Origin of the sequence: Streptomyces chlorus, from assembly GCF_042655885.1 — a bacterium.
Lineage (GTDB): Bacteria > Actinomycetota > Actinomycetes > Streptomycetales > Streptomycetaceae > Streptomyces > Streptomyces chlorus.
In genome coordinates, this window is sequence record NZ_JBHSOA010000061.1 from 330,995 (window position 1) to 346,133 (window position 15,139).

13 protein-coding genes are annotated in these 15,139 nt (G+C 73.4%); 5 read left to right on the forward strand and 8 right to left on the reverse strand.

Annotated elements, in window-relative coordinates; genetic code table 11:
• Window positions 1-143: 143 nt before the first annotated feature.
• From ACFPZI_RS26995 to ACFPZI_RS27015, 5 genes are all read left to right on the forward strand, one after another.
• On the forward strand, window positions 144-1,391 hold the full coding sequence (locus ACFPZI_RS26995) for an NAD(P)/FAD-dependent oxidoreductase (protein ID WP_381367994.1): 1,248 nt from the start codon (window positions 144-146) through the stop codon (window positions 1,389-1,391).
• A 103-nt stretch (window positions 1,392-1,494) separates the two neighbouring features.
• Window positions 1,495-2,205 (forward strand): SDR family NAD(P)-dependent oxidoreductase, encoded by a 711-nt coding sequence (locus ACFPZI_RS27000; RefSeq protein WP_381367997.1) that lies wholly within the window; start codon window positions 1,495-1,497, stop codon window positions 2,203-2,205.
• A complete protein-coding gene (locus tag ACFPZI_RS27005) occupies window positions 2,202-3,425 on the forward strand; it encodes a lycopene cyclase family protein (protein WP_381368001.1) in 1,224 nt (407 codons plus the stop codon). Before ACFPZI_RS27000 ends, ACFPZI_RS27005 begins: the two co-directional genes overlap by 4 nt.
• On the forward strand, window positions 3,422-4,153 hold the full coding sequence (locus ACFPZI_RS27010; protein WP_381368004.1) for a class I SAM-dependent methyltransferase: 732 nt from the start codon (window positions 3,422-3,424) through the stop codon (window positions 4,151-4,153). The genes ACFPZI_RS27005 and ACFPZI_RS27010 overlap by 4 nt, the downstream gene beginning before the upstream one ends.
• Entirely contained in the window at window positions 4,150-5,709 is a 1,560-nt protein-coding gene (locus tag ACFPZI_RS27015; RefSeq protein ID WP_381368007.1) for an FAD-dependent oxidoreductase, read from the forward strand. The genes ACFPZI_RS27010 and ACFPZI_RS27015 overlap by 4 nt, the downstream gene beginning before the upstream one ends.
• A gap of 109 nt (window positions 5,710-5,818) precedes the next feature.
• Here ACFPZI_RS27015 and ACFPZI_RS27020 read toward each other — a convergent pair whose 3' ends face one another.
• The 8 genes from ACFPZI_RS27020 to ACFPZI_RS27055 form a co-directional block, all read right to left on the reverse strand.
• Window positions 5,819-6,826, reverse strand: coding sequence for a DUF5914 domain-containing protein (locus ACFPZI_RS27020; RefSeq protein WP_381368010.1), 1,008 nt, complete (start codon window positions 6,824-6,826; stop codon window positions 5,819-5,821).
• The gene (locus tag ACFPZI_RS27025) at window positions 6,823-7,818 is read right to left on the reverse strand and encodes a phytoene/squalene synthase family protein (protein WP_381368013.1); all 996 of its coding nucleotides are present in this window, start codon (window positions 7,816-7,818) and stop codon (window positions 6,823-6,825) included. The genes ACFPZI_RS27020 and ACFPZI_RS27025 overlap by 4 nt, the downstream gene beginning before the upstream one ends.
• On the reverse strand, window positions 7,805-9,385 hold the full coding sequence (gene crtI, locus ACFPZI_RS27030) for a phytoene desaturase family protein (RefSeq protein ID WP_381368016.1): 1,581 nt from the start codon (window positions 9,383-9,385) through the stop codon (window positions 7,805-7,807). The genes ACFPZI_RS27025 and crtI overlap by 14 nt, the downstream gene beginning before the upstream one ends.
• Window positions 9,382-10,524, reverse strand: coding sequence for a polyprenyl synthetase family protein (locus ACFPZI_RS27035; protein WP_381368019.1), 1,143 nt, complete (start codon window positions 10,522-10,524; stop codon window positions 9,382-9,384). The genes crtI and ACFPZI_RS27035 overlap by 4 nt, the downstream gene beginning before the upstream one ends.
• Before the next feature lie 336 nt (window positions 10,525-10,860).
• Window positions 10,861-11,745 (reverse strand): SDR family oxidoreductase, encoded by an 885-nt coding sequence (locus ACFPZI_RS27040; RefSeq protein ID WP_381368022.1) that lies wholly within the window; start codon window positions 11,743-11,745, stop codon window positions 10,861-10,863.
• Between the two features lie 129 nt (window positions 11,746-11,874).
• Entirely contained in the window at window positions 11,875-12,090 is a 216-nt protein-coding gene (locus ACFPZI_RS27045; RefSeq protein WP_381368024.1) for a hypothetical protein, read from the reverse strand.
• 204 nt (window positions 12,091-12,294) lie between these two features.
• Window positions 12,295-13,695, reverse strand: a complete 1,401-nt coding sequence (locus ACFPZI_RS27050; RefSeq protein ID WP_381368027.1) for an FAD-dependent oxidoreductase — start codon at window positions 13,693-13,695, stop codon at window positions 12,295-12,297.
• 13 nt (window positions 13,696-13,708) lie between these two features.
• Window positions 13,709-15,136: an FAD-dependent oxidoreductase gene (locus tag ACFPZI_RS27055; RefSeq protein ID WP_381368028.1), complete on the reverse strand. Its 1,428-nt coding sequence runs from the start codon at window positions 15,134-15,136 to the stop codon at window positions 13,709-13,711.
• Between the last annotated feature and the right edge of the window lie 3 nt (window positions 15,137-15,139).

The window sequence follows — 15,139 nt, forward strand, 5'->3', positions numbered from 1 at the left end:
ACCGCTCGCGACGCCCCGCCGACGACGCGTTCCGCAGCGTGGCGTGGCGAGGCGGGTGCGGCGGGGCGTGCTGAAGGGCACGCGGCCGAAGGACGCGTCCCAGCCCTCGACGCACAGAGGGTTCGCGGCGAAGGAAGAGGAACATGAACACTCGGCACCACGGGATGGTGGACACCGTCGTCGTCGGAGCGGGTCTCGCCGGCCTGGCCTGCGCCCTGGACCTGTGCCGCGCCGGGCGACGGGTGGCACTGCTGGAGGCGTCCGACGGCGTGGGCGGCCGGATGCGCACCGACCGGCGGGACGGATTCCGACTCGACCGCGGATTCCAGGTGTTCAACACCTCCTATCCCCAGGTGAAGCGGCGCCTCGACCTGCGGAGTCTGCGGTTGAGGCCCTTCACACCGGGCATCACCGCGCACACCTCGACGGGCCCCGTCCACCTCGCCGATCCGACCCGGCGGCCGAGGTCGGCGGGGACACTGCTGCCCGGACGGGTCCTGTCGGCCCGCGACCTGGCCGCGATGGCGGCACTCACCGCGCGGGACGCCCTCCTGCCCGCCAAACTCCTCACCCGGCGTCCGGACAGCTCGACCGCCGCCGCCCTGTTCCGCGCCGGTCTGTCGGCCGGGGCGGTGACGGAGATCCTGCGGCCGTTCCTGTCCGGCGTGTTCCTGGAGGACCGGCTGGAGACCTCCGCCCGCTTCTTCCACCTGGTCTGGCGCAGCATGGTCAGGGGAACGCTCTGCCTGCCCGCCGACGGCATCGGCGCCGTCCCCGCCCAGCTGGCCGACGGTCTGCCCGACGGCGTCCTGCGGCTGGAGACACCGGTCACCGCGCTCACCGCGTCGGGGGTTCTCCTGAGGGACGGCCGCGAGCTGCCGGCCACATCCGTCGTGGTGGCGACGGACGCCGCCACCGCGGCCCGTCTGCTGCCCGGCCTGGCCGTGCCCGACGGCCGTACGGTCACCACGTACTACCACGCCGCCGCGCACACCCCCCTGGCCGAGCCGACCCTGCAGGTGGACAGCACCGGTGCGGTGCTGAACACCTGCGTCCTCACCGAGGTGGCACCCACCTACGCCCCGCCCGGTACCGCGCTGATCTCCAGCTCCGTCCTGGGCGCCGACCGGCCCGGGGCCGACGGGGCGGTGCGCCGGCGCCTGTCCGAGCTCTACGGCACCGACACGAGCGACTGGCAGCAGGTCGGCGCGTACACCGTGGCCGGGGCACTGCCCGCGATGGAGCCGCCCTGGCCGCTGAGCCGCACGACATGCTTCGCCACGGGCCGGTACGTGTGCGGGGACCACCGGGCGACCGGATCCGTGCAGGGCGCGCTGGCGTCCGGCACGCGGGCCGCCCGGGAGGTGCTGAACGACCTGCCGCCCGGTTGACCCGGGTCGGACCGCGTCCGGCGCATCCACCGGCGTCCGGCCCATGGAATCAACAGCGCGGCGCAGAACGCCGCCGACCTGCCCCTGCGACCCGGAGTGAGACGTGGACATCAACGGCGCGCGCGTGCTGGTGGCCGGAGCCACCGGCGTCCTGGGTAGTGCCCTCACCGCGGAACTGGCAGGCCGCGGAGCGCGCCCGGCGCTCGCGGGACGGGACCCGGCCCGCCTCGCCGAGGCCGCCCAGGCGTACGCGGATGCTCCGACCCTCCTGTTCGACGCGTACGACCCCGCCTCCTGTGCCCGCGCCGTGCAGGGCGCGGCCGACGCTCTGGGCGGACTGGACGCGGTCGTGACGGCCTTCGGAACGGTCGCCTTCGGCCGGGTCGCGGAGGTCGGGGACGAGGTCGCGGAGCATCTGACGGCGATCAACGTCCTCGCACCCGCCGCCTTCTTCCGCGCCGCGCTCGCCCTCATGGCACCCGGTTCCCTGATCGCCGCCTTCACCGGCGTGGTCGCCGAGCGCCCGCAGGCGGGGATGGCCGACTACAGCGCCTCCAAAGCCGCGCTGAGCGCCTGGCTCTTTGCCGCACGCCGCGAGGCACGGACCGCCGGCATCCGGGTCCTGGACATCCGGCCCGGACACCTGGACACCGGCTTCGCCGACCGGCCCGTCGTGGGCACCGCCCCGCCCATGCCCCAGGGAGGCGACCACCGCCGGATCGTCGCCGCCGTCGCCGACGCGATGGCGGCGGAAGCCGAACTGCTGCGCACCGCCCCGGACGGCACACCCGTCGTCGAACGGCGTGCCCGGTGAGCCGCCGCCGCGACGTCCCCGACGAGGTGTCCGATGTCGTCATCGTCGGCGGAGGGGCGTCCGGACTCAGCCTCGCGCAGTGCCTGACGGCGACCGGCTCCACCACCGTGACCCTGGTGGAACCACCGGACGGTCCATGGCGGCCGCCCGAACGGACCTGGTGCTACTGGGACGACGGCACCGGTGACTTCGACGAAGCGGTCGCAGCCTCCTGGTCCCGGCTGCGGATCCACGACACCGACGGCGACCGCATCACCGTGGACCCGTCCCCGCTGCGCTACCGCATGCTCCGCTCCACGGCGTTCGAGCGTCTGGCGCACGCCCGGCTGGCCCGCTCGCCCGGCGCGCGCGTCCTGCGCGTGACGGCGGACGCGGTGTGCGACACGGCCGACGGAGCGGAAGTCCGGTGCACGGCACCCGACGGCCGGACGCTGGCCCTCCGCGCCCGCCACGTGTTCGACTCCCGCCCGCTGCGCGCCCTGCCACCGGCCCGGACGCACCTCCTCCAGCACTTCCGCGGCTGGTTCGTGCGCACGGACACCGACCGGTTCGATCCCGGGATCGCCGACCTGATGGACTTCCGCGTGCCGCAGCCGCGCCACGGGCTCGCCTTCGGCTACGTCCTGCCGCTGGCGCCCGACAGGGCGCTCGTCGAGTACACCGAGTTCTCCCGGACCCCCCTGACCACGACGGCGTACGAGGCGGCACTGGGCCACTACAGCCGGGACATCCTCAAGCTCGGTACGTACACCGTCGAAACGGCGGAGCAGGGCGTCATCCCGATGACCGACGCCCGCTTCCCCCGCCGCACCGGGAACGCCGTCTTCCGCATCGGGGCCGCCGGCGGCGCCACCCGCCCGGCGACCGGCTACACCTTCTCCGCCGTGCAACGGCAGAGCCGGGCCATCGCCGCCGCCCTGCGCGACGGCCGCGCGACCGCGCCCCGACCGTACGGGCGGCGGGCACTGGCCATGGACGCGGTCCTGCTGCGGGCCCTGGACACCGGGCGGATCGACGGCCCCGGCTTCTTCACCGGCCTGTTCCGCCGCGTTCCGCCGGAACGCCTGCTGCGTTTCCTCGACGGCGGCACCTCACCCCGGGAGGAGTGGGGCATCGGCCTGCGCACCCCCATCGGCCCCATGCTCCGGACCGCCGTCGAAGTCCCTTTCCTGCCCCGTCGTACCCACCCCGCCTCACGCATCGGAGAGAGCCGGCGATGACACTGCTGCGCGACCGCGACCTGGCACGCGCCCTCGATCACGCGTCGCACACCTGCGACCGCCTCACAGCCCTCGACCCCGGCTACCGCACCGGTCTCCTGCGTTCGGCGCGACGGTTCCGGCTGCCCCGGGCCGGAGCCGGGCCGCACATCCTCGACCTCGGGTGCGGGACGGGTGCCTCCATCCTGGCCCTCCTGCGGGCCGCGCCCCACGCCCGGATCACGGCCGTCGACGCCTCGTCGGGAATGCTCGGGCGCGCACTGGCCAGACCGTGGCCGGCACGCGTCCGTTTCCAGCACCTGACCGCCGAAGAAGTGGCCACCACCGGGGAGGGACCGTACGACGCGGTGTTCGCCGCCCACCTGTTCCGCAACGTCACCGGCCCGGACGGTGTCCTGACCACCGTCCGGAGTCTGCTGCGACCGGGCGGACGCCTCGCCGTCCACGAGTACAGCCTCAGCGGTTCGGCCGCCCACCGCGCCCCGTGGACGGCCGTGGGCCGAGGGGTGATCGTCCCCGCGGGCGCCCTCGGCGGTGCCCGTGCTCTCTGCCGCCACCTGTGGCGCAGCGTCCTCGACTTCGACCCGGCCCCCGACTTCGCCGATCGTCTCGAGAGGGCCGGGTTCACGGACGTGCGGGTCGTCCCCGTCGCCGGACGGCAGACCGGGATCGTGCACACCTTCCTCGCCCGCAACGGCTCTGCCGCGACAGGGGAGCACGCCCGATGAGCGCCCCGCACCGTACCGCCACCGCCACCGCCCGGCGGGGCCGGGACCGCAAGGCCGAAGTCCTGATGCCCACGCCCGGCCGGAACCGGTTCGCACGCGCGGACGCGCCGAGCGTCGCCGTGATCGGCGCGGGGATCGCGGGTCTCGCGGCGGCCACCCTCCTGGCCGAACGAGGAGCCCGCGTGACGCTCTACGAACGCGAGGAGTCGCTCGGCGGACGTCTCGCGGGATGGCGCACCCGCCTCGCCGACGGCAGCGAGGCGACCATGAGCCGCGGCTTCCACGCCTTCTTCCGTCAGTACTACAACCTGCGCGGCCTCCTGCGGCGTACCGATCCCGCGCTCGACCGTCTCAGCCCGCTGCCCGACTACCCGCTACGGCACAGCGGAGGGCTGACCGACAGCTTCGCCCGTGTTCCGCGCACACCACCGTTCAGCGCCCTCGGGTTCGTCGCCCTGAGCCCCACCTTCGGCTGGCGCGACCTCGCCGCCATGGACGCACGGGCCGCGCTGCCCCTCCTGGACGTCCGCGTGCCCGAGGTCTACGAGCGCTTCGACTCGGTCAGCGCGACCCGCTTCCTGGAACGCGTCCGCTTCCCCGAAGCCGCGCACCATCTGGCGTTCGAGGTGTTCTCGCGCAGCTTCTTCGCCGACCCGCGCGAACTGTCCGCCGCGGAACTCCTGCTGATGTTCCACATCTACTTCCTCGGCTCCGCCGAGGGCCTGCTCTTCGACGTGCCGGACGAACCCTTCCCCCAGGCACTGTGGGAACCGCTCGGCGAGTACCTCCAGCGCCTCGGGACGGCCGTGCGCACCGGCACGCCCGTGCACGGCGTCCACCCGCGCGACGGTGGGGGAGTGGAGGTGCGGACCGGCACCACCGCGGACCGTCACGAGGCGGCGGTGCTCGCCCTCGACCCCGGGGCCCTGCGCGGCGTCGTCGCGGCGTCACCCGGTCTGGGCACCCCCGCCTGGCGCGAGGACATCGCCGCCCTGCGCACCGCCCCGCCCTTCACCGTCTCCCGGCTCTGGCTCGACCGGCCGGTCCGCGCCGACCGTGCCGGGTTCCTCGGCACCAGCGGCTACAACGGCCTCGACAACATCAGCGTCCTGGAACGCTACGAGGGAGAGGCCGCCCGCTGGGCCGCCCGCACCGGCGGCTCGGTCGTGGAACTGCACGCCTACGCCGCCGACGCGGAGCCCGAAACGGTGCAGACCCGACTGATCGACAGCCTGCACCAGGTCTACCCGGAGACCCGGCGGGCACGGATCGTGGACGCCCGCCACGAACGGCGCGCCGACTGCCCGCTCTTCCCGGTCGGCACCTACTCCCGCAGGCCCACCGTCCGCACCCCGCACCCCCGGGTCACACTGGCCGGCGACGCCATCCGCTGCGACCTGCCCGTGGCCCTGATGGAACGCGCCGCCACCACCGGCTTCCTGGCCGCCAACACCCTGCTCGCCGACCGGGGCGTCCGGGGCCAGGTGCTGTGGACGGTTCCCCGGGCGGGCCGCTCACCCGCGCTGCGGGCGCTCGGCGCCCTCGCCGGACGCTGAGGTCGCGTCTCTCGACGAGGCTTCCCGGGACCGGGACCGGGGCCGGAACCGGGGCGCGCGAGCGCACGGCGGGAGGGCGGGCGGCGCCGCCCGCCCTCCCGCCGTGCGCTCAGCCCGGAAACCGTCCGGTGCCGCGCAGCGCCCAGCGCCGCTCCGCGTACGCCAGGTCGTCGCGCCACAGCCGGCCGGCCGTCCGGCGCATCAACGGGCGCAGCGCGGGCGCGGCGGCCCGTGCCAGTGCGAAACCCCGCCGGTCCGAGGCCGCGACGACCGCCTCGATCACGGCGGTCCGCGGCCGCTCGTCGGCCTCGCCGGTCAGCGGCGTGGCATGGGTCTCGACCACGGACGTGGCCCCCTCGCCCTCGGTGATGCGCATGACGACCGTACGCGGGCCGGGAGCGGTGAACTCCGCCCGGACCGGCACCACCAGTCCGCCGGTCACCCGGAAGGAGACGTCGACGACGAAGGCGTCGTCCTCCTCGCCCCGCGGCGGCCGGACCACCGTCAGGTCGACGAACGAGTAGGGGTGGAACCACGAGCCGTGCCACGGGTCCAGTCGGTTGGCGACCACGTCCTGCGGCTCGCACCGTCCCACCGCCGTGAACACGGCGTCCACTACGCTGCCCGCGGCCGGCCGCACCGGCACCACGGGACGCTCCGACGGCTCCTCGCCGCCGACCGAGTCCAGCCGGACCCACACCAGTACGCCGTCGTCGTGAACGGGGTACGGATCCCAGCCGGCGAACGAGCCGCCGTCCAGGGTCAGTCCGTGCCAGTGGCACACCAGCGTGCCGCACACCACCCGGCTGTCGCGCAGGGGCGCGCCGAGGTGCGGGCAGGCCCCCGGGCCGGCGCGCAGCTCGCCCGTGTCCGACCGCCACAGCACGACCTCGACTCCGCCCACCGTCCTGCCGTACGGGTGGTCACCGGCCCGTACGTCCCGGGAGGCACCGACGACGAACCAGTTTCCGGACGGACGGGCGGACGCCCGCTTGAGGACGTCGGCGATCAGCGCGGGGCGCGCCTCCCGCCAGGTCGGCGTCTGCGTCGCCCAGCCGGACCGGCGCCGCCGTCGCAACGGCGGTGTCCAGCCGATCCGGTTCGCTCGGTCCCTCACCGCACGGGTCCTTTCTCCTGGAGTGCCGCGCGGGACGCACGGGGCGCCCGGTCCGCGGCGCGTGCGCGCCGCCGCGCACGCATGATGTGGACGACTCCCGCGGCGGCCGTGGCCGCACGGCGCCCGCGCGACACCACCGCGCGGCGGTGCAGCACCGTGTACCCCTGGTCCGCGATCGCGTCGAGGATGCCGCGGTAGAGGGTGAACGCGGTGCGGATGCAGGGGCGCACCCGCGGGTCGAGCATGGCGATGCCCGGCTCCGCCGCCCGGTACACCTTCCTGGTCATGGCCTCGGCGGCGACGAGCGCCTCGCGAATCCTCGAGTCGCGGCGCCCTGTGCGGCGGCTCCACTCCAGCAGGGGCCGGTCCACGCCGTGGGCGGCGAGCAGGTCCGCCGGCAGATAGACGCGGCCCCGGTCCAGGTCCTCCCCGACGTCGCGCAGGAAGTTGGTGAGCTGGAAGGCGACGCCGAGGTCCGCCGCGTGCGGTGCCGCCTCCTCGCGTGAGGTGACCGTGCCGAGCACGGGCAGCATCTGCAGTCCGATCACCGCGGCCGAGCCGTGCATGTAGGTCCGCAGGTCGGCGTAGGTCGGATAGTCGGTGACGTGCAGGTCACTGCGCATCGAGGCCAGGAAGTCGGCGAACAGCGTGTGCTCGATGTCGTACCGGGCGGAGGTGTCGGCCACGGCCCGGACCACGGGCTCGTTCCCGCCGCCGGTACGCAGCCCGTGGGCGAGGTCGCTCTCCAGGCGCCGTAGCAGCAGGTCCCGTTCCTCCGGCGCCCGGGGCCGGTCGAGGTCGTCCACGATGTCGTCCGCCCAGCGGGCGAAGCCGTACAGGGCGTGCACGGCGGAGCGGCGTTCCACCGGGAGCAGCCGGGTGGCCAGGAAGTAGGTTCTGCCGTGGCGGGCGTTGAGCCGTCTGCAGCGGGTGTAGGCGGCGCGCAGCGCGGGATCGATGATCCCGGCGGCGTCCAGTTCACGACGGGTCATGGGGGCCTTCCTCGGCCGGGGCCGCGGCGGCACGGGCGACGCGCGGTGCCGGACGGGTGCGGACCGTGCGGACGGAACTGCCGCGGACGCCGCCGGTGACGCGCGCGGCGGCGAGCCTGCCGCTGATGAGCACCGTCGGCACGCCCACGCCGGGGGTGGTCCCGCAGCCGGCCAGCACGACGTTCTCGAGGCCGCGCACCAGATTGCGCGGGCGGAACGGGCCCGTCTGGGCGAACGTGTGGGAGACCGAGAACGGGCTGCCCGCCGCATGCCCCTGCGCGGTCCAGTCCAGCGGTGTCACCAGCAGTTCCTCCTGGACGCTGTCCGCGAACCCGTCCAGGCCCCGGCGCTCCAGCTCGGCGACCAGGCTGTCGCGGTAGCGCGGACCCAGATCCCGCCAGGCGGCGGCGGAGGGCCCGACGGCGGTGTTCGGGCACGGGGCCAGCACGTAGTGGAGGTGCCTGCCCGGCGGGGCCAGTGCGGGATCGTGCGCCGTCGGCCGGGTGATCAGCAGGGACGGGTCGCTCATCAGCCGGCCCGAACGGGTCAGCTCGTCGAAGGTGCGCTCCCAGGCCGCGCCGAAGGAGAGGGTGTGGTGGGCGAGACCGGGCCAGGTCCGGTCGGTCCCCGCGTGCAGGACCACGGCGGACGGCGAGTGACGCAGCCGCACCGGGCGCCGCGGGGCCCGCCCCAGCAGCCGGTGCGCCGCGGACAGCTCGCAGGTCAGCACCACCGCGTCGCAGGGGATCCGCTCGCCCGAGGCCAGACGTACGGCACGCACCCGGCCGGCCGAGCGTTCCAGCGCGGTCGCCTCGGACGACCAGCGGAAGTCGGCGCCCGCGTCGGCCGCCGCGTCCGCCATGCCGCGGGGCAGCGCGTGCATGCCGCCCTTGGGGAACCAGACACCGGCCACGGTGTCCATGTAGGCGATCACCGCATAGGCCGCGAGGGCCCTGGCCGGGGCGACTCCGGCGTACAGCGCCTGGAACGAGAAGACGCGCCGCAGCCGGGGGTCGGAGAGGAAGTGGCCGATACGGCGGTCCAGCCGTCCGAAGCCGCCGAGCCCCGCCAGACGGGCCAGGTCCGGGTGCAGGAGCTGGAAGGGCGAGTCGAAGTTCGTGTCGATGAACCGGCGCATCTGCGCCCGGTACAGCCGCTCCAGCCATTCCCGCAGCCCGCGGTAGCCCGCCGCCTCGGCCGGTCCGGCGAACCGTCGCACCTCCGCCTCCATGGCCTCACCGTCGGTGTGGACGTCGAGGGAGGTCCCGTCCGCGAAGCACGCCCGGTAGGCCGGGTGCAGGGCCGTCAGCTCGACGTGCCGGGCGAGGCTGTCGCCGACGGCGGCGAAGGCATCGTCGGCGAGGTGCGGCATGGTCAGCACCGTGGGACCGGTGTCCATCTCGTAGCCGCCGAGGCGCACGCGGCCGGACCGGCCGCCCGGACCGGCATCCCGCTCGACGACCGTCACCCGGCGGCCGGCGCCCAGCAGATGCAGGGCACACGCGAGGCCGGACAGCCCGGCACCCACCACGACGACGTGATCCGTCGCCCCCGGTACCGTTCTCACGCGGCCTCCCCGGTCCGCTCCGGAGCAACGCCCGACGCCCGTTCGACCAGCGCGGCGAACTCCCGCCGTACGGCGGGGTCCGCACTGGCCCCCGCGAAGTGCCGCAGGCTCGTCGCCGCCAACTCCGCGATCTTGGCTTCCACGACCGTCCACGCACCGGTCCGCTCCAGTGCCGCCCTCATCCGCTCCACGGTGTCGTCCGACCGGGCGCAGGCGTGCGGGCCGAGCGCGTCGGCCGCCTCCTCGTCCCCGGAGGCGGCCGCGAGCCGGAGGCCGACGGCGAGCAGGTAGGTCAGCTTGCGTGTCCGCAGGTCGTCACCGGCCGGTTTGCCCGTCAGGTCCGGGTTGCCGAAGGCGCCGAGGAGGTCGTCGCGGAGCTGGAAGGCCAGCCCCGCACACCGTCCGGCGGAGCGCAGCGCCTCCAGGGTCCGCGCGTCGGCGCCGGCCAGGGACGCGCCCAGCGCCAGCGGGCGCTCGACCGTGTACAGGGCGCTCTTGAGCGTGGCGATGCTCACCGCCTCGTCGACGCCGGACGACCCGGCCGCCTGCGCGTGGATGTCCCGGTACTGCCCCGCGACCATCTCGCCGCGCATCGCCCGCCACTCGCGGTACAGCTGCGGGCCGCACGGCGAGCCGAGTGCCGTCTCGGCCAGCAGATCGTCCGCCCAGACCAGGGCCAGGTCGCCGGCGAGCACCGCGACGGATGTCGCGAACGCTTCGGGCGGACCCGTCATCCGCGCGGCGCGGTGCATGCGGGCGAGGTCGACATGCACCGCGGGCGCGCCCCGGCGCAGCGGCGAACCGTCCATGACGTCGTCGTGGATGAGAGCGCACGCCTGCACCAGCTCGAGCGCGACTCCCGTCCGCAGGAGCGCCGTGGCGTCGCCCGAGCCGCCCGCCGCCCGCCAGCCGCACCACGCGAACGCCGTGCGCAGCCGTTTCCCGCCCCGCCGGACGAACGCGGTGACCCGGCCGGCGACGTCCCGCGCGAACAGCGGGTCCACGTCACGGGCCCGGCACAGTCCCACGTCGAGGACGTGCCCGAGCTCCGCCTCGACGGCGCGGACGGCGTCGAGGGCCGTGAGCGGACCGTCGACGGGCCCGATCGGTTCGGCCACGGTGGGCCCGAGTCCCCACATACACAACCTCTTCTCACTCTCGGTCACCTGCACACCAGTGCTTCTGCCGGGTGCCCTTGTGCGGATGCGCTGATTCCTGCCCGTTATGGGGGCTGTCCCGGAGGACAGTCACTCCCCTGGCCCAGCGGCGTGGGTGCTATGGCGGTATGTCGCCTCGGGCGCGCTCCTGACGACGCACCGGTGCGATGTCGGTGAGCCGGTCCGTCCGGCGCACCGGGCGGGCGGTGCCGGCCCGCGACACGAGGTCGCCGGCGCTGATCCCGACGGTCACGTCGGTGGCCCTGCCGCTCTCAGCCGACCGCGCCCGTGAGCCCGGCATGATCCGAACGGGAGGCTCTAACGGTGCGGGGAACCGGCCTGGTCGGCCCGGCCGCCGGCGCCGAGCAGACCCGTGGCCTCGAACGGCTCCTCGGCGGCGAGACGAGGCAGTTCACGCCGGGACAGCATCGTCACCACAGGAGGCATCGCGGCGCGCACGAGCTGGGCCGACCGTAGCCAGCGGGGCACGTAGACGGACGGACGGCGCCGTTCGATCGCGGTGACCAGCCGGCCGGCCACGTACTCGACGGGGTACACCTTGCGCGCCGGCGACGGCATGTGGCCACGGAGCTCTCGCAGCACCGCGTACTCGTCGGCGTCGCGGATCATGTCGGTGTCCGTCCAGTTGATGTAGGCGATCCCGACGCCCACACGCCGGTGGGCCACCTCCGCCCGCAGCGAGTGGGCGAACGATTCGACCCCCGCCTTCGACGCGCAGTACGCGCTCATCATCGGCGCCGCACCGATGGACGCGAGCGACGCGACCTGCAGAAAGTAGCCCTGGGTCTCGAACAGGTACGTGAGGAGCGTCCGGGCCGTGACGGCGCTGCCGATCAGGTTCACCTCGATCACCCGGCGCCAGACCGCGGGATCGGACTCGGCGAACGGGCCGCCCTCGGCCACTCCCGCGTTGGCGACCACGATGGAAGGAGGCCCGAGCCGCGCACGGATTTCCGCCCCGGCCCGGGCCATGCTCCGGTCGTCCGTGACATCGACTTCCCAGCACTCGGACATACCCGGCAGGGAATCCCTGATCCGGGCCAGCGTTCTCTCCTCACGCCCGAGCAGCGCCACCTTCGCCCCCCGGCCGGCCAGATCCCGGGCCATCGCCGCCCCCAGACCGCGTGCCGCTCCGGTCACGACAGCTGTCCGTCCGTGCAGCGGGCTCTCGGTGACCGGCATGGAACGGTTCCTCTCCCGCGGCGGCGTTCCCCCTCCCCTCACGGTAGGGGTGGACACCGCTGTCGGCATGCGGGGCGCCGTCACACCGACTGCACGACGGCCTGCAAAGCCGCTGTGCGATGTCTGCCGTCACTTTTCATAGGTGGACAAGGCCAGACCGAGGGCGAAGAACGTGGGGGCCCACTCACCGACGAAGATGCCCAAGCGGTCGGCGCGTTCTTCGCCCTTCTTCTCCAGACTCAGGGAAGCGCACCAGGTGATGACGGACATCCCGATGGAGATGAAGCCGGCGGTGTAGGCGTGCTCGGCACGGATGCCGGATTCGTGCAGCTTCTTGACGATCATGAAGGGCCTCTGCTTTTGGGATGCGAGGACAGGTTCTGTCGTCCATCTCATCCGGGCGCGTCGGGCGACGCGCCCGGATGACGGCCGTGCGGCCCAACGAATCCACCCGCCGGCCGTGGATGACCAGGCCGTACCCCGACCCCTTCACGACGCCCGATCCGCACCCGGGGCGGCGGAGTTCCTCGCCGTCACGCGACGCGACCGTCAGCCTGCCGAAAGGGCCGCGGCAGCCGCGGAGCCCTCGTAGCCCGTCGTGCGGGCGGCGGAAGCCCCAGCCCATCGCCCAGTGATGTAGCCAGGCGCGATTCCGCCCGCATAGCCGTAGTTGGACAGACCTCCGACATCGGCACCGGCGGCGTAGAGACCGGGGACGGGACGGCCGTCGGCGTCGAGCGCCTGGCCCCGTTCGTCGGTGCGGATGCCGCCGAAGGTGAACGTGATGGAGGGCTGGACCATCAGGGCGTAGAACGGGCCTGTCTGCGGTGCCCGCGCTGTCGGGGCGACCAGGACTCCGCGTGCGACTCCTCCGCCCGAGGCGACAGCCGCTTCGTACCGGTCGAGGGTTGCGGCGAGATTCTCACCGTCGATGCCCCATGCCGCCACGGCATCGATCAGCTCGGTGAGCGTGCCTGCTTCGGCATGCGTCGCACCGGCCTCGACCGCGTTGGCGTAACGGTCGGTCACGCCCAGCCCCGGGAACGGCTCCTCGGTGCCCTCGGTGCTGCGGACACGGTGGTCGAAGAGGAGGATGCCCCGGGCGTCGGGCTGGAACGTGAGTGCTTGATTCAGCAGTTCGTCGCCCTGGGTCTCGTCGACGAAACGCTCACCTCGAAGGTTCACGAGAACCGTGGACCCGGAGTAGTACTGCGAGAGGGGTAGGTAGTCCTCGGGCTCGAACCTCTTGACCGGGTAGCCGATGAGGTGCCCGTAGAAGGTGCTCATCGCCTTCGTCCCGCCGGCCCCGGCCCCGCGGGCCAGCCGCAGGCCGTCGCCGACGCTCCCGGGGTTGGAGCGCAGGAGGAGCCGGTCGGCGTTCGGGCCGATGTACCGGGTGAGTTCGTCGCTCGCTCCCTGGAATCCTCCCGTGGTCAGCACGACGGCGTCGGCGTCGTACCGGACCAGCCGGCCGTCGTTCTCGCGGACAAGGACACCGGCGACCCGTGGACCCTCGTGGACGAGATCCACGACCGAGGCGCCGGCGCGCGTCTCGCCGCCCACGGCCACGACCTCGTCCCGGCACCAGGAGAGGATCGCCTTGATGTCGGTGGAGTAGCCGATTCCGAAGGACATGATGTCGAGCTGGGGCTCGGCGGCCACGTGCGCGCCTGAGGCACGCAGCTCGGCCAGAGCCTCCGGGAAGTCCTCGATCAGCCGGGCACCGAGCCGGACATCGCCCAGCGGGATGCGTTTTTGATAGGCATCCAGATCGGGTGCGGTCCAGAACATGCCAGCCGACAACGCCGCGGATCCTCCGAAGGTGTCGAGCTTCTCGAGCAGGGCGACTCGCGCCCCTGCGCGCGCGGCGGACATGGCGGCGGCCGACCCCGACACACCTGACCCGACGACGACGACGTCGAACCGGCGGACGTCGTGGACATTCATCATGTTGTCAGTCCCTTCAGCTGGCGCGGGCATGCTCGCGCATCGAACGATCGGTCGGACGCCCCTCGGCCGTGCGGGCCGCCGCGTGGGCGGCGATGATGCGGCCGAAGACGGCGCCCTTGCCCAGCGACGTGCCGGTCATGTAGGCCGCACCGTGGAATCCACCGGTCACTTCGCCGGCGGCATACAGGCCCTCGATGACGTCGCCGTCGACGTCCACGACCTGGCCGTTGGCATTGATCGTGGTACCGCAGTACGTGGTGGTCATCAGTGACTTGGCCGGGTAGGCGTAGTACGGCGGGGTGTCGATCGGAAGCAGCTCGCCCACGCCGTTGCACAGGCTGGTGCGGCCGATCTCGTCCTCGGCCGCACCGGCGGCCGCGGCGTTGTAGCGGTCGACCGTCTCCCGCAGCGCGGCAGGGTCGAGTCCGGCGGCTTCAGCGAGGTCATGGAGGGTGTCGGCCCTGTAGAGGTGGCCGAGTTCCTCCACCATGTCGATGTCCTTGAGTGGAATGCCCGGGTGGGACTGCGCGCGGACCTTGGCGTCGAAGACCTCGAACCCGAGGCCGTCGGGCTGGTCCAGGACCACGCGGCCGAGCGTCTTGTAGTCCTGCGACTCGTCCGTGAAGCGGCGTCCGTCCTTGTTCACGATGATCGCGCCCATGTAGTACGCGGTCAGCAACTCGTGGAAGTCCTCGCCGGTCTCCGGGTGCGATCCGTAGGTTCCCGAGACGAAGGACATGTCCGCCATACCGGCTCCGAGCTTCCACGCCATGCGCAGTCCGTCGCCGGTGTTGCCCTTGCCGCCGTAGGGGATCGCCGCGAGCTGCTCGGGTGCGAAGATCTTGAGCAGCTGCGTGCCGCGGCTGAAACCGCCGGTGGCGAGCACGACGCCGGCACGGCCGGTGAAGACGACCTCGCCCGCCGGTGTCCGCGTCACCACGCCGGTCACTCGTCCGGAGGTGTCCGTTGTCAGGCGGATGGCGCGATGCTCGAGCCGTGTCTGTCCGCCGGCCTCGGTGCAGGCGTCGCGCAGCAGGGCGAGGACGTCCTTGATGACGGAGTTGTGACTGCGGCGTGCCGACTGGCCGGAACTGATCTCCACCTCGCGGAAGACCACCCCGTGAGCCTTCAGCCAGCGGTACGTGGCTTCCTGGTGAGCGAGGTACGCCTCCAGCAGAGCAGGGTCGTTGAGATTCCGGCCGAGGCCGAGCATGTCCTTCAGGAACAGCTCGGGCGAGTCCTCGATGCCCTTCGCGGACTGCTCGTCGGTTCCGGTGAAGGCGAACCAGCCTCCGCTCATGGCGGACGACCCGCCCAGCGTGTCGGTCTTCTCGAGCAGGACGACCGACAGACCGGCCTCGGCCGCGGCGGTGGCCGTCGCCTGGCCGGCGATGCCGGAGCCCACGACCACCAGGTCGAATACTTCTTCAGGCGCGGTCATCCC

What these genes read in the sequence shown, in the direction of transcription:
- ACFPZI_RS27035 (WP_381368019.1), bottom strand. Translation starts at nt 10,524, where the DNA reads ATGTGGGGACTCGGGCCCACCGTGGCCGAACCGATCGGGCCCGTCGAC.
- ACFPZI_RS27040 (WP_381368022.1), bottom strand. Translation starts at nt 11,745, where the DNA reads ATGCCGGTCACCGAGAGCCCGCTGCACGGACGGACAGCTGTCGTGACC.
- ACFPZI_RS27055 (WP_381368028.1), bottom strand. Translation starts at nt 15,136, where the DNA reads ATGACCGCGCCTGAAGAAGTATTCGACCTGGTGGTCGTGGGCTCCGGC.
- ACFPZI_RS27025 (WP_381368013.1), bottom strand. Translation starts at nt 7,818, where the DNA reads ATGACCCGTCGTGAACTGGACGCCGCCGGGATCATCGATCCCGCGCTG.
- ACFPZI_RS27050 (WP_381368027.1), bottom strand. Translation starts at nt 13,695, where the DNA reads ATGATGAATGTCCACGACGTCCGCCGGTTCGACGTCGTCGTCGTCGGG.
- ACFPZI_RS27045 (WP_381368024.1), bottom strand. Translation starts at nt 12,090, where the DNA reads ATGATCGTCAAGAAGCTGCACGAATCCGGCATCCGTGCCGAGCACGCC.
- ACFPZI_RS26995 (WP_381367994.1), top strand. Translation starts at nt 144, where the DNA reads ATGAACACTCGGCACCACGGGATGGTGGACACCGTCGTCGTCGGAGCG.
- ACFPZI_RS27015 (WP_381368007.1), top strand. Translation starts at nt 4,150, where the DNA reads ATGAGCGCCCCGCACCGTACCGCCACCGCCACCGCCCGGCGGGGCCGG.
- ACFPZI_RS27010 (WP_381368004.1), top strand. Translation starts at nt 3,422, where the DNA reads ATGACACTGCTGCGCGACCGCGACCTGGCACGCGCCCTCGATCACGCG.